The following is a 13631-nucleotide window of genomic DNA, read 5'->3' on the forward strand; positions in this document are numbered from 1 at the left end:
CTATTGAGTAAGTTGCGTTGAGTGAATTGCGTAAAAGCGTAGGGTGAAGGCATCTATATAAGTTCGATACAGCATCCCTGCCGCAATCGATATGCCTCTCTGTACCACCATTTACTTTAACGGGTTCGTAAAGGCTTATTCCGCTTTATAAAATGTTCACTGCGACTGTCGTTGTTCTAACAGGTAATTCTTAAACTGTTCTCGTCTTTCTTTCTGAACCTCATCGAATACCTCCTGCTGTTCATCTGTAAGTAGCGCAATGATTTTTTGACTGGCATCGTTGCGAACAGCTTTCATTTCTTTGGCAATTTCCCATTTTTCCCGCCGCGTTAATTCAGGGCGATTGTTTACAGGAATTCCGTTTTTTTCCAAAATAAGTTGCTGTTGCTCTTTGACGCCATTCACGATGTCTTCTACCGCATACGCCTGTTCTGGTGTCAGATTTAGACGAGACTTCAGAGTCTCTGCGTAGCCCTTAAAATCTGCGGGTCCGTCATCGGCAAAGCTATCCGTAGAGAGTACCGGAAATGTTAACAATGCGCCCAATAGAATGGCTTTGATGGAAGGTTTGAATCGAGAGTTACTGATCATCGTTAGTCTCCTGGTTTAATTTCAGGAGGTTGGACGAATATCGTCAAAGATCTATTCCAATAACACTGAAAAATTTACGAATGATTCTTTGTGCGCCAGAAAATTGGATAGGTTCCCTAACCTATTGAGCAACACAGATGTTGTCTAGGGATTGCAGATCTTGAGCTGGGGAGGGGGCGAGAAGATGCCCACAATCGGGCATCTTCGCATTGCGCTCATTCTGAGCAGGTATCGATATATATTGGCAAGTAAGTTGCGTTATTCCACTGTAATCTTTCTGGAAGAGAGTTGTCAGCATCGACAATCGCTCCCAGCCAGTATGGCGTATTACAACTCAAATCAGCTGGCACGGTAACATCGTATGTCGATGTTTCTGCATCGTCGGGCGTAAATTCTAAGCTACGGCTGGCGATCACAGTATCTAGAGTGGTAATGGTGCTGTCGGCTGAGACATAGTAACTGACATCTTCATATTGATAGCTGTTGCCGTTGTTCTCATAGGTGAGCTCCATTCGCACACTTTGCCCCGGCGAGACGTTATACCGCTTCTCTCCGTCAATGTCTGAATAGTTGAGCTCATTGCCGGAATCCGGATCTAACAGTCGTGTTTTACTGTGCGTGCTGTATTCGCCGCTGGCACCGGTACGTCGCCAGTGAACAACGCCCAAATCCTGGCGCGCCGTTGATCCGTAGAGATAAACCGAGCCATCGCTGGCGTCCTCTCCAAAATAGGCTCGGGATGACTCGCCGTTTGTATGAATGTGATTCCAGTCGGCCCCCATAATATTGTATTCGTCTGCCTCGTGCCCCAATCCCATGGCGTGGCCAAGCTCATGAAGTAGGGTGGTTTGTAACGGTCTGGCATTTCCACCATAACTGAGATTCTTCCCTTTCTGAGATGATGTGGTCCAGAACACAGAGCTGTCCATGCGGACGTCCGCCTCAACAAGATTACACGTGCTGGGGTTCCAGCTGTAATTGGTGACGCCCGGTGCAGAGATGTCTTCAAACCAGACTTCGCTTCTGCCGTTGCCCATAGAAGGTGCAGTAGAGGTATAACTTATAGTGAATCTAAAGCCGGCCGCATTGTCGTTTAGTCGTTTTACCGCCTGTTCGAGCGCGACGCGCCAGCGGCTGTTTGCGGGAAAGCTGCCTGTGTACGCGTACAGCGTTTTTTCTTTGCTGGCCCAGGTGCTGTTACCTGAATCACAGGCATAGGTGGTATAAGCGCTAACACTAGTGCTGGCCATAGACAGCAGTCCAGCCGATACAATGCAAAATGTGGTTGATTTCATTGCTACTCTCCTTGCCTTATTGACTATTGATGACGGGGTTGCCGTTGTTGTTGCGCAGGGCTTTCTCTTCGTCGGAGAGTCTGGAGTTTTTCGTCGCTGTCGACTTGGATGCTGGCATAGTGACCGGCGTCGACGCTTTTGGTGCTATCTCTGCATTTTTATCCACCGTGTGAACTGACTTTGATTTTCCATAGGGATCGGACGTGGTGTTTAGCTTCTCTTGTACACGGGTTTTCATGCGGCTGACCGTAAGCGCATAGCCGCTATCGGCATCGCTGGACGCCTCTGCGATACCTTCGGTGGTTTGAGTATTTTTACTGTGTTTTTTCTGGAACGTTTGCTTACCGATAGAAAACTTTTGAAATTCTTCGCGATCGACGGTTTTTCCAAAGTGCAGGCTTCCCTCGGCATCCTCTAAAATGGGTTGGCCGTTTTCACTGTACAAAGCGCCGTCGACGACTCTGAGTCTACCCGATGAGCATTCCACCAGTGGGCAGTCGGCACTGCCATTATCTTTTACGAACAGGATGTCTTCGTCATTTAAGTCAATCAAGGGAGCGTTACTGCTGAGCATCATTGACCCATCGGCGGTGGGCCCTCCAAGAAATCGTAAGGTAATTTGTTTGTTGGAATAGTTTCCATGCAGTACTTCAGAAACGTCATAGGTTACCAGCGTATAGGGAATAGATATGGAGTCTTTGTTGGTTTCGGCAAGCTTGTAGTCAACGTTGGTGGCTTTACCTTGGAACACCAGATCGGCCTCTGTTGCCAAGGTGGTGATGTCGGGGGTTGATGAATATTGAGCGGCAAAGGTCGGCGCTGCGACACAAATCGTCAACAGTGCTTTAGCGTAATTGCTGTACCTCATGGTGGCTGTCCTCCTGCTTAGTCAACTGGAATTAGCAGGGTTAGGCAACAAAGAGGTGGTAATAGTGCCGATAATTTTGTTGAAAAAGTCACACTTTTCGTGTGAAAAATTCACATAACCAGACGCCCGTTTGGTTTTGTGGACAATCAGGGTGGCAATGTGGTCAAGCAGTGCTTTAGAAGCTAAAGGTATGCGTGAGAACTACTTGGGTTTTCTCATCATTTTTTCCAGGCTCTTTACAATGTGTTTTGACCAAGCTTCGGCTTCTAGCCGAATTTCTCTCCAATTGTTCACGGGGTTGCTCCATTGTAGTTGTGTCGTCCCGGTGTAAGTCTCGAGATCTTTATGATCAATACCTCTCGCCAGAATGGTGTTCGTTTGCGAGTCATAGATTTCTATAACAAGCGCAGCGCTACCAATCTCGCTGATAAACACATCGGAGCGACCGACGGTAGCGGGGGGAACGTGGGAAACAATATCTATGAAGGCGATGCGTATTACGGCGACATCAGGGCCAGGTTCACTGGCTAGCGGCAGACTGCTTGCTTTCGATATTTCGTTTGTGATCGCGTCATTGACGATTTCGAAGAGTTTTTGCTTGGATGCTGTAGAGATTGGAAAGTCAGAATTTCCGCCATAGGTTGACGAAAATGGGTTGGCGCTGGATTCTTTGACCGGTTTAAAGCTGAGCTCCGGAGGCAAGATGATGACGGACGAATAAGTGTCAAAAGGCAAATCATCTGCCTTCAACCAAACGTTATCCATAGCGGTATGGTCGACCTTGGTCAGTCCGTCAAAACTGACTTCGGCATCTTCTCCGGTCTGCAACTGTGGGCTGCTACAGGCGGAGAGAAGCAGGGTGAGCACCAATACACATAAAGGGAGGTGGGCTGCTCTGGCTGTCATTTCTATTACCTTCCATGGCGTTGTTGATTATGGAGACAAGTATCGATGCATTGAGTTACCTCGACTTCCCTGTACCATCGCAATCACTAAATGGTGAACGTGATTGAAGACGGCGTCAATAGACATCTGGAATGGACAAGGGGTTGGATTCCTTACGCTACAGCTGGGCGTGAGGCCGTCGTAGAGGCGGAGTCATTCTGATACGCGCGCAAAGATTGCTTAAGGTGATCAGTTGGAATGATTGCCCACCACCGAAACTGACCGTGGTGGGCATTACAGTGAAAAGACTATTTGCTGTTGATACCAATGATCGGTGGGGTGATGATTGGTGGATCGATCGTTATCTGATAACAGTGAATACTCCAATTCACGTAAATTGGTAAATAGGATGCGTTATTCCATTCCTGGTTTTCGCTGATTGAATTGTCGGCGTCAATGATTGCGCCTAGCCAATACCCTCGATTGCACGTCAAATCCGTCGGAATTGTAACGTTGTAACTGGATGTATAGACGCTGTCGGGACTAAGTCCAAGGCTGCGATTTGCTAATGTTCTGTCTAGCGTTGATATGGTGCTGTTTGATGAGACAACGTAGCGAACATCCTCATATTGATAGGAATTACCATTATTTTCATAGGTCATTTCCAAGCGCACAGTTTGTCCCCGCGTAACATTGTAGCGTCGCTCGCCACCACTGATGGAGTAAGGGAGTTCGGCACCAGTGCTTGGATTCAGTAAACGGGTTTTACTGTGTGTGCTGTAATCACCACTGGCGCCAGTTCGTCTCCAGTGTACAACCCCCAGATCTTGACGGGACGTTGATCCGTAGAGGTATACAGCTCCATCGCCGGCGTCTTCGCCGAAATGCGCTCGCGAGGTGTTACCATTGGTATGAATATGATTCCAGTCCTGGCCCATGATGTTATATTCATCAGCCTCATGCCCTAAACCTAAGGCATGTCCGAGTTCATGCAAAAGGGTTGCCTGAAAGGGACGCGCGCTACCGCCATAGTTAAAATTGTTCGTCTTATTTGTTGAGGTTGTCCATGAAACGGAGCTGTCCATCATGATATCTGCCTCGGTTAGGTTGCAGGCGCCGTTCCACCATGAGTAGGTTATCCCTGGAGGGGAAATGTTTTGTATCCAGACCTCATTTCTTCCATTGCCCAGGGCTGGCGGGGTTGAGGTGTAGTTGATCGTAAACGTAAAACCTGCCGGGTTAGCGTTTAATCGGGTTACGGCTTCTTGAAGCGCTGACCTCCAACTGCTGCCCGATGGAAAGCTACCTGTATAGGCATAGAGTATTTGATTTTTATTGCTCCAGGATGCGTTACCGGATGAGCAGGAAAAGGTTGTGTAGGCATTGGCGCTGATACTAAATGCGACCGTAGCGATTAGGCATAATAGATGAGTGGTAAATGATTTCATGATTGTCTCCCGCACTTATTGCATGTCCAGAACTGGGTTTTGATTATTTTTCTGAAGTCGGTTTTCTTCTTCAGACTGGGTCGCTCTATCTTTTTTGGGCTGGATAGATCTCGGTTCCGGAAGAGTTTCAGGGGCTGCTTTGGCGGGCATAGTCGCATCCATCTTATTCACAGAATGGACAGTCTTATTTTTACCAAAGGGGTCTTTAGATTGATTGAGTTCTTGCTGTAGGGCGGTTTGCATCCGGCTTATGGATAGCGGATGTAACTGCTCTTGTGAATCAAGCCTGCTGGGATCAATCTCTGAAGTTGATACCTCTTTTTTTCGATTTTTTTGATATTGTTTTTGGCCAATGGAAAACGTGTTGAACTCTTCTCGATCAACACTTTCGCCATAGGTTAAATTGCCTTGCTCATCTTCGAGAATCGGTTGTCCTTCGTTGCTGTAAAGCTGATCTTCAACAATTCTGAGCCGCCCCGTTGCACAGGCTACAAGCGGGCACTCGGCGTTGCCATTGTCTTTTACAAAGAGTATGTCCCTGTCGCTAACATTCATAAAAGGCGCATCGCTGGATAGCAAAATACGTCCGTCAGGCATTTCGCCTCCGAGAAATCGTAACGTGATTTCTTTATCTTGATAATTTCCGTGCAGGACTTCGGTGATGGCGTAAGTGACAAATGTATAGGGAAGCGCTTGACCAGACGGTGTCGATTTTGCGGATTTATGGTCGATATTGACGACTTGTCCTTTAAACACCAGGTCAGCTTCAAGCGCGAGATTAGTGAGTTGTGGCGTCGAAGAATGCTGAGCTGCAAATGTTGGCGTTGCGACGCAGATCGCAAGTAGGGCTTTGGTAATAAATCGTATTTTCATGATGTCTTCCTCTCCATTTTTATTTCCGACCTATTCTTGCTGTCGGTATACATGAGGATAGGAGCCGTGCAGATAAAAATTTATTAATTATTCACGTCGAAAATGTTAAATATTTGCATCCCAAAAAAATGTGCAGTGCTTTAATTAAACGAAGTTAAGCGGAGTTGTTTTATTCCAAAGAAAGTCGTGTAGTGACATCTTTGTATTCGCTTATTGATATTGTTATAAATAGAATTTAAAGCTATAAATGACGGATCCGTTGCAACGTATTATTGGTCTTTCATGTCACAAACAAGAAATTTACTCACTACTCTTAAGCGTCAATTGAAGTCTGCGGGAGTCACCTATTCAGAAGTTGCAAGACATCTGGGTATCAGCGAGGCAAGTGTAAAACGGCTGTTTGCAGAAAACAGTTTTTCACTTTTACGTTTGGAGCAGGTCTGTGATCTCCTGAATGTAACCCTGGCGGAATTGGTCCAGAGGATGGATAACGATAAATTACGGATCGATCAGCTCAGCCGTGCTCAGGAGCAGGAAATTGCCGAAGATCTTCCTCTGTTACTGATTTGTGTGAGTGTTCTGAGCGGTTTTGAGTATCGCGATCTGCTTCAGGTGTATCACTTCAGTGACAATGATTGTGTGAGAATGCTCGCTCGCTTAGATCGTTTGAAGTTGATTGAGCTATTGCCAAATAATCGCATCAAGCTGTTGACGTCGCCTAATTTTCATTGGATCCCGGATGGGCCGATACAATCTTTTTTTCGAGAGCGAGTCGAAAAGGAGTTCTTTAACTCCACGTTTAAAAATGATAACGAGCGTCTACTGGTCCTTAACGGACTCTTGTCACCGGCAACTAATCAGGAGTTTCAGAAGCGCTTGCAGGGATTGGCGGAAGATTTCAATGATCTCTGTCGCCAGGATCGCTCCCTGCCGTTAAAGCAGAAGTTGGGGTATACCTCGGTGCTGGCCATCCGCCGTTGGCGTTACAGCTTATTTGAAGATTATCGCCGGGAGCCAGCCAATGATTAAGGTGTCCGCTGGCGGCGCCTTTTGTAGCCCAAAGTAGCGCCATGTAATACTTTTTCTATCTCGCTTTAGAACCTCCCGTTCCTGTCACAGACTGCGCCTGTCTACCGCTTCGGCGGTTTTATATTCTCTACTGACAGGAAGCCAAGTGATGCGAATGAAACATCTATTTTTAACGGGATTGCTGACGCTAACCAGTGCAGCAAGCATTCAGGCGGCGGGACTGATGCAACCGATCAACAGTCGCTTGCCAGCACTGGAAATTCGTGAGCAGCATGTTGATGTTGTGATTGAAGACGGTTACGCCGTGACCGAAATCGAACAGGTTTTTTATAATCCCAACGGCGAATCTCTCGAAGCCCTATATTCCTTCCCCGTACCGGAACACGCCGCGGTGGGCGAGTTTACCTATTGGATAGACGATCAGCCGGTCACCGGCGAAGTTGTTGAGAAACAACAGGCGCGGGAAATCTATCAAGAGCAAAAATCCCAGGGTAAGTCGGTGGCAATGGCAGAGCAGGACAGCTACCGCACCTTTGATATGCAGGTTTATCCGGTGCCCGCCAAGGACAGCGTTAAGTTACGTCTCGTATACGTGCAAAAGGCCGATATTGAAAGTGGTATTGGTCGCTATGTGTATCCGTTGGAAGAGGGCGGGGTTGATGAGCAGAGAGATGCGTTTTGGTCCCGCAACGAGGTGGTTGAGCAGGCGTTCTCTTTCGATATGACCTTTCGTAGCAGTTATCCCATCGACGCATTGCGCCTTCCCAAACATCCGCAGGCATCGATTCAGCAGCACTCACCTCAGGAGTGGCAGGTATCCCTGTCTTCAAGTAATGCTAGTGAGGGCGCGGCACCTTCACCGGCAATGATCTTAGACCAGGATATTCTGGTGTATTGGCGCTTGCAGGAAGGTTTGCCGGGTAGCTTGGATCTACTGACCTACCGCGACTCTGAACAGGAACCAGGGACCTTTATGATGACCTTGACCCCGGGTGATGATCTGGGTGTTATCGAGCAGGGACGGGATTGGGTGTTTGTGCTCGATGTTTCTGGCTCGATGACTGGCAAATTTACCACCCTGGCCGACGGCGTTAGGCAGGGGCTGCAAAAACTGCGTCCGGATGATCGCTTCCGTATTGTCACTTTTGACGATTCCACCCGTGATTTAACCCGCGGCTATCGCCCGGTTACGCCGGAAGAGGTCGAAGAGGCATTGACTAAAGTCGCGAGCCTGACCGCAAGCGGTGGCACCAATCTCTATCGGGGGCTGACAGCAGGCTTGAACGATCTGGATGAAGACAGACCTTCAGCGCTGGTCCTGGTGACCGATGGTGTTGCCAATGTCGGGACCACAGAAAAGAAAGCGTTTTTTAATTTGCTGCAAGACCAGGATGTCCGCCTATACACCTTTATTCTTGGCAACAGTGCTAATCGCCCCTTGCTCGAAGAAATGACCAAGTTGTCTCACGGTTTTGCGCAATCGATCTCCAATGCGGATGACATCGGAGGTCAGCTGCAAATAGCCGCCAGCAAGCTGACACACAATGCCTACCGGGATATCGACATCTCGATCGTTGGTGCCAAGGTTTCCGATCTTACCCCACTAAACCCTGGGAGTTTATATCGCGGCGAGCAGCTGGTGGTTTTCGGTCACTATGAAAAGCCCGGCCTTGCGGATATTCAAATTAAGGCGCGCTTCGGTGACGAGCAGCGGGTTTATAAAACGCAAGTTGATTTTCCGGAAACGGATAGCTTGAATCCTGAGCTTGAGCGTTTGTGGGCTTATGCCAGCATCCATCAGCTCTCAGAAATGGCCGATTATTTGGGGGATGATAAAGAATTTAAACCGGCGATTACTGAGCTCGCCGTTAACTATGGATTGGTAACCGATTATACCTCGATGATTGTTGTGGACGAGGTGACCTTTGAGGAAATGGGAATTGCCCGCAACAATAAAGTTCGCGTCGAAAAGGAGCAGGTTGCCCGTGAGCAGCGTGCCAATCAGCCTGTCCGGAATCATCGCGCCGATGCAGAGCAGCCGCTGTATTCGTCCAACCGTCCCTCGACGGGCGGTTCTGGCGCCGGTGCATTTAATCTCGGCTGGTTGTTGGCCTTACTGGCCTGTGGTGGTTTGATGTCGACCACTGCAAAATCCAGACGCGAGCGATTGGCGTGACGCGGGGTCCGGTCACGCGAACTTCTAGCGGGAACTTTCCCGCCAGAAGTGTTTGTCTGGGGCTGCTGGTTGTCGGGCTGGGGCTGTCTCAAGAAGCCTTCGATTTTATGGTCTACGACAGAGACGCTCTCTTGCATGGGGACCTTTGGCGTTGGCTTACAGGGCATCTGGTGCACAGTTCTGCCAACCATCTCGGCTGGGATCTGTTGGGTATGCTACTGGTGGGCAGCTACCTTGAGAGGCATTTGCGTGCGGGTTGGACTGCGGCGTTGATCGGTGGTTTTGTGGGCGTCGATGTGTCCCTGTGGCTCTATGAGGATAGCCTGATGCGCTACTGTGGTTTGTCGGGACTCAACGTCAGCATGATGGCAATGGCTGTGGTGCACTACGGGCGTTCTCAGCAACATGGTCTGCGCTGGTTGCCGGCAGTAATTATCACGCTTAAGTTGCTGTCGGAAAGCGTGTGGGGCTCGACCCTAGTCAGTGACGGGTGGAATGTCTTTACGCCAGCGCATTGGGGCGGTGCCCTAGGCGGCTTGGGTGCCTACGTCGTGCTGATCGGTTGGCGTTTACGGGATCAACAGGCTCAACCTAGGTCTGTGTTGGTGCGCAGAGAATCCTGATAGCGCTGTATAAAACGGGTGTTCATCCCTTTAAGACGTAGCTTTAGCTCCAGGTGCCTAAGTTTACCGAGGATTTCTCTGGCATCAGTGGCATGGCCTTCGACATCACAGGCTTGCAGTAAATCACAGAGCTCTAACGCCTCCTGGCGATCCTGAAGTTCAGGCGGAAGATACCCGGCATTTTTCAAAAGGCGATAGGACGTCCTTAAGTGTGCTGGAACCTGACTATCGTCGTCGAGTTTCAGGGGTTTGCCCTTTCCCGCTAGATTGTCCAGATCGCCATTGTTGATGGCGGTCACAATATGCCGCTCGGCGAGAGACTCCAATAAGGTTGTCACAGCTCTGTACTCCGATGAGTTGAATTCTTGTAGGGCGGTGGCCTGTAAGTTGCTTTGTCGAAGGGCTTGGCAGTCGGGCACCTATTTTTTGTACCATAGCGCTCCTTCGGTAGGAAGCCGATTTACTGACTGCCACACGATAATGAAGAAAGTTTTTCGGAGAGAACATGAGTAAACAGCCGCCTTTGATCCTCGCTGCGCTGCCTATATTGGTGCTTATTGCGATGCTGAGTATCAATGTGTTTATTTTCAAGGATGACGCCGTTAGCGGAAGCAATCAGGTCGTTTTGGTAATTTGCGCAGCAATTGCGGCGCTTTTAGCACTGTTTCAGGGCATTTCCTGGCAAACTCTTGAAGATGGGGTCGTCAATAGCATCCGTCTGGCAACACCGGCTATACTTATTTTGCTTATGGTAGGGGCTCTGTCCGGCACTTGGCTGGTCAGTGGCATTATCCCCGCGATGATCTACTACGGGCTGCATGTGTTGAGCCCGGGCATTTTTCTATTTGCGACCTGCATCATTTGCGCGATCGTGTCTGTTTTTACTGGCAGTTCGTGGACGACCTCTGCAACCATCGGCATTGCTTTGATGGGCATTGGAAAAGTGCTGGGTTTACACGAAGGGTTGATTGCCGGAGCCATTCTTTCCGGAGCTTATTTTGGGGATAAGCTGTCACCGTTATCAGATACAACCAATCTCGCTTCTGCAGCAGCGGGTACAGAGCTTTTTACCCACATTCGCTATATGCTGATCACCACAATCCCGTCGATCTCATTGGCGTTGCTGCTTTTTTTGATCATGGGTCTGGGGCACAGTCAGCCGGTCAACACCGATGAAATTCAGAGCATTCAAGAGTCACTAACGGCCCACTTCAACGTGACCCCATGGTTGTTGCTGGTGCCGCTGACGGTAATCTTTCTAATTTTAAAGAAGATTCCGGCGTTACCCTCATTGTTTATCGGAACACTTTTAGGTGGTCTGTTTGCGTTTATCTTCCAATTGCCGCTCGTGCATGAATTGGGTAGCCGTTATGGTGGCGAGGGGAATGCTAATTATATTGGCATTATGCAGACAGCCTTTGGGGACACTCAGCTTGAAACCGGCAACGCCACACTTGATGAATTACTGTCGTCTAGCGGAATGGGGGGAATGTTAACAACCATTTGGCTGATTATCTGCGCTATGATTTTTGGCGGCGTTATGGAGAGCAGTGGTTTTTTACGGCAGTTAACGGAAGCGCTTATCAGCAAGGTCCGATCGACGGCGGGTTTGGTGAGCGCGACAGTAGGAACATGCATTTTTACAAACGTTTCTGCCTCTGATCAATATTTGGCGGTACTAATCCCTGGTCGGATGTATGTGAATAGTTATCGTGAAAGAGGCCTGGCGCCGGAGAATTTGAGCCGAACTTTGGAAGATTCCGGAACGGTAACCTCGGTATTAGTGCCCTGGAATACCTGTGGGGCCTATCATGCGACTGTCTTGGGCGTCGCAACACTAACCTATTTACCGTTTGCGTTTTTTTGCCTGCTGAGCCCTCTGATGACGATCGCTGTGGCGTTCTTTAAATTCCGGGTCCGCATGGAGAAAACCGGCGAGCCAGTTACCGCGTGATATGCAAAAAAATGATTAAGTAGCTCGCGATGAACACCTCGCAGATTGAATGCGAGGTTTCTTGTTTATTGCTTTTCACTTTGCTCAGCCAAAGCTTCGTCGAGGCTCTCGGCATCGACTTTTTCCCATTCCGCATCGGCGAGTTCTTTCAGTTTAATGAGTTGACGCTCAAAGAGTTTAACCAATCCAGGTTGGTCCAGTCGCAAATCGCCAGAGCTGACTTTCACCAAGCCGCCGCTTGCGCGCAGATTTACGGTCGCACGATGCATATCCACGCAGGCAAATATGCCTTGAGGGTTTTCAAAACACAGCTCATCCTGATGAGGCTTACAAGGCCAATAGCCGTGAGCGGCCATAAGTCCATTGATGGCATCGGTATCAAAAATGTGGTGAGCGGACATAGTTCCTCGTTGTTACATGGGGCCTCCGCAACCGGTTTTCTCGGAGGTATTCGTACTCAATTAGTATACAAACAGAGTGTTTTTTGATGTGTCAGTGGCGGCTGAGATAGATCAAAAAGTGCGAGGATTTGTTAGGGCGTCAGGCAAAGGTCGTGTTTTCCTTGTCATCTTTCATCTGGCACACAATTGATACATTTCAGTGTCAAATTATGGTCGCCGAAATCTTCTTGCGGGCTTCTACCCATCAGCGATTGAACGGATAATTTTGATTGGTACTTCTATCCGATAGGCGAGATCCGCGCAGGACGCCAAGGACAATATATGACAAGGATGTGGAATGAGTATCACAGGCAGATCTTAAGCTTGTGCATAGTGACCATAGGCGCCAGCAGTGGAGCCTGTCATGGGCAGGAATCCAGCCAGGGTCAGCAGAGTTATCGGTTCGTCGACGCGCTGATCGATGATTTTAAGGCCAGTAATATTCGTTTGGGTGACTCGGCGGCTAACCAACCGTTTTTCCCCATCGCGTTTTTTGGCGTCAGCAGTTATGGCGACACCCAGGTTGATGGCCAGAATAGTGAAGATATCGACTATGATGTGATCACGATGGCCCAAGGCGCTGGATTCCCGATTTTACTTGGCTCCCGGGATGTATTCGTGATTGGCGAGTACGTCAGTTGGTCGCACTTCGATGTGGCGTCCAACAATGAAATCGACGGGGTCGCGCTGGAGGATTTTTCGGTTGTGACTCTGGGGGTGCCACTCGGATGGCTGCGTCAGGTGAACCCTGAATGGCAGGTTGCTGGCTTTGTCATGCCGATGTTGCATCGCAGCAATGTCAGAGGAAACTCCGACAGTTGGCAAACCATGGGAGGACTCTTTGCTCGCTACGTCCAAAGCGACCGTCTCTGGTGGGCTTACGGATTGTTTGCCGATCATTCGGATGACGACAGCTATTTTCTTCCTTATCTGGGGGCATCTTGGGCGGTGACTGATGCCTGGACACTTAGTGCGATTATGCCCTGGCCGAGTATCTCTTGGGCGCCAAATCAAGACTTTCTGATTCGCTTTGGTGCTTCGCCCTCGGGCGCATCCTGGTCGTTCGATCAGGGAGGGGAGGATGTGGCCTTGAACCTGGACAGTTGGGACTTAAGCCTGGCGATTGAGCGACGTCTGGTGGGCAATATCTGGGGTACTCTGGAAATGGGGATCGGAGGATTACAGAGCCTGAGCTTTACTGAGAGCGAGGTCGAGACGCCGGACTTTGATGTAAGCTCCAGTTTTTTCGTCGGAATGAACTTCAATTTCCGTCCATCAACAGATTGAATGAGTAAGATTACAGTTGTGTAAACCTTTGATAATTTTTTCCAATCACTGTCATTGAGAGATTAAATTATCTTTTAAAAGGCTTCCCGCCAAAAATTGATGCGTTGTTTTAAACAAAATCAAAAATTTTCGCATTTATAACAATCCAGTGAGGGGAGTCAC

The 13631-nt window shown here is 48.9% G+C and carries 13 protein-coding genes; 5 read left to right on the forward strand and 8 right to left on the reverse strand.

The genetic code is table 11. From position 1 onward, the window contains the following. Positions 1-156: 156 nt before the first annotated feature. From ACXAFR_RS19485 to ACXAFR_RS19510, 6 genes are all read right to left on the reverse strand, one after another. A complete protein-coding gene (locus ACXAFR_RS19485) occupies positions 157-591 on the reverse strand; it encodes a hypothetical protein (protein WP_475179859.1) in 435 nt (144 codons plus the stop codon). 215 nt (positions 592-806) lie between these two features. Continuing rightward, the gene (locus tag ACXAFR_RS19490; RefSeq protein WP_475179862.1) at positions 807-1886 is read right to left on the reverse strand and encodes a matrixin family metalloprotease; all 1080 of its coding nucleotides are present in this window, start codon (positions 1884-1886) and stop codon (positions 807-809) included. Positions 1887-1902: 16 nt separating this feature from the next. Beyond that, a complete protein-coding gene (locus ACXAFR_RS19495) occupies positions 1903-2754 on the reverse strand; it encodes a hypothetical protein (protein WP_475179865.1) in 852 nt (283 codons plus the stop codon). A gap of 201 nt (positions 2755-2955) precedes the next feature. Continuing rightward, the gene (locus ACXAFR_RS19500; RefSeq protein ID WP_475179867.1) at positions 2956-3660 is read right to left on the reverse strand and encodes a DUF3313 family protein; all 705 of its coding nucleotides are present in this window, start codon (positions 3658-3660) and stop codon (positions 2956-2958) included. A 287-nt stretch (positions 3661-3947) separates the two neighbouring features. Next, positions 3948-5087 (reverse strand): matrixin family metalloprotease, encoded by a 1140-nt coding sequence (locus ACXAFR_RS19505; protein ID WP_475179868.1) that lies wholly within the window; start codon positions 5085-5087, stop codon positions 3948-3950. Positions 5088-5102: 15 nt separating this feature from the next. After that, positions 5103-5960 carry a hypothetical protein gene (locus ACXAFR_RS19510; protein ID WP_475179870.1) on the reverse strand — a complete coding sequence of 286 codons (858 nt, stop codon included), beginning with the start codon at positions 5958-5960 and terminating at the stop codon, positions 5103-5105. 282 nt (positions 5961-6242) lie between these two features. Between ACXAFR_RS19510 and ACXAFR_RS19515 the strand changes: the two genes are divergently transcribed. From ACXAFR_RS19515 to rrtA, 3 genes are all read left to right on the forward strand, one after another. After that, positions 6243-6989 carry a helix-turn-helix domain-containing protein gene (locus ACXAFR_RS19515; protein ID WP_475179872.1) on the forward strand — a complete coding sequence of 249 codons (747 nt, stop codon included), beginning with the start codon at positions 6243-6245 and terminating at the stop codon, positions 6987-6989. Positions 6990-7143: 154 nt separating this feature from the next. After that, on the forward strand, positions 7144-9165 hold the full coding sequence (locus ACXAFR_RS19520; protein ID WP_475179874.1) for a VIT and vWA domain-containing protein: 2022 nt from the start codon (positions 7144-7146) through the stop codon (positions 9163-9165). Next, positions 9162-9788: a rhombosortase gene (gene rrtA / locus ACXAFR_RS19525; protein ID WP_475179876.1), complete on the forward strand. Its 627-nt coding sequence runs from the start codon at positions 9162-9164 to the stop codon at positions 9786-9788. The genes ACXAFR_RS19520 and rrtA overlap by 4 nt, the downstream gene beginning before the upstream one ends. On the opposite strand, the gene ACXAFR_RS19530 is transcribed toward rrtA, so the two are convergent. Further along, positions 9752-10126 carry a DnaJ family domain-containing protein gene (locus ACXAFR_RS19530; RefSeq protein ID WP_475179878.1) on the reverse strand — a complete coding sequence of 125 codons (375 nt, stop codon included), beginning with the start codon at positions 10124-10126 and terminating at the stop codon, positions 9752-9754. The genes rrtA and ACXAFR_RS19530 overlap by 37 nt on opposite strands. 167 nt (positions 10127-10293) lie before the next feature. On the opposite strand from ACXAFR_RS19530, the gene nhaC reads away from it, so the two are divergent. Further along, positions 10294-11742 (forward strand): Na+/H+ antiporter NhaC, encoded by a 1449-nt coding sequence (gene nhaC, locus ACXAFR_RS19535; protein ID WP_475179879.1) that lies wholly within the window; start codon positions 10294-10296, stop codon positions 11740-11742. 65 nt (positions 11743-11807) lie between these two features. On the opposite strand, the gene ACXAFR_RS19540 is transcribed toward nhaC, so the two are convergent. Further along, positions 11808-12143, reverse strand: coding sequence for a hypothetical protein (locus ACXAFR_RS19540; protein WP_475179881.1), 336 nt, complete (start codon positions 12141-12143; stop codon positions 11808-11810). Positions 12144-12464: 321 nt separating this feature from the next. On the opposite strand from ACXAFR_RS19540, the gene ACXAFR_RS19545 reads away from it, so the two are divergent. Beyond that, complete coding sequence (locus ACXAFR_RS19545) at positions 12465-13469, forward strand: hypothetical protein (protein ID WP_475179884.1); 1005 nt, start codon at positions 12465-12467, stop codon at positions 13467-13469. Positions 13470-13631 lie beyond the last annotated feature (162 nt).

The organism is Pseudomaricurvus sp. ABR4_320 (assembly GCF_056159445.1).

Coding starts and splice junctions, on each gene's coding strand:
- ACXAFR_RS19485 (WP_475179859.1), bottom strand. CDS start 591: ATGATCAGTAACTCTCGATTCAAACCTTCCATCAAAGCCATTCTATTG.
- ACXAFR_RS19490 (WP_475179862.1), bottom strand. CDS start 1,886: ATGAAATCAACCACATTTTGCATTGTATCGGCTGGACTGCTGTCTATG.
- ACXAFR_RS19495 (WP_475179865.1), bottom strand. CDS start 2,754: ATGAGGTACAGCAATTACGCTAAAGCACTGTTGACGATTTGTGTCGCA.
- ACXAFR_RS19500 (WP_475179867.1), bottom strand. CDS start 3,660: ATGACAGCCAGAGCAGCCCACCTCCCTTTATGTGTATTGGTGCTCACC.
- ACXAFR_RS19505 (WP_475179868.1), bottom strand. CDS start 5,087: ATGAAATCATTTACCACTCATCTATTATGCCTAATCGCTACGGTCGCA.
- ACXAFR_RS19510 (WP_475179870.1), bottom strand. CDS start 5,960: ATGAAAATACGATTTATTACCAAAGCCCTACTTGCGATCTGCGTCGCA.
- ACXAFR_RS19515 (WP_475179872.1), top strand. CDS start 6,243: ATGTCACAAACAAGAAATTTACTCACTACTCTTAAGCGTCAATTGAAG.
- ACXAFR_RS19520 (WP_475179874.1), top strand. CDS start 7,144: ATGAAACATCTATTTTTAACGGGATTGCTGACGCTAACCAGTGCAGCA.
- nhaC (WP_475179879.1), top strand. CDS start 10,294: ATGAGTAAACAGCCGCCTTTGATCCTCGCTGCGCTGCCTATATTGGTG.
- ACXAFR_RS19540 (WP_475179881.1), bottom strand. CDS start 12,143: ATGTCCGCTCACCACATTTTTGATACCGATGCCATCAATGGACTTATG.
- ACXAFR_RS19545 (WP_475179884.1), top strand. CDS start 12,465: ATGACAAGGATGTGGAATGAGTATCACAGGCAGATCTTAAGCTTGTGC.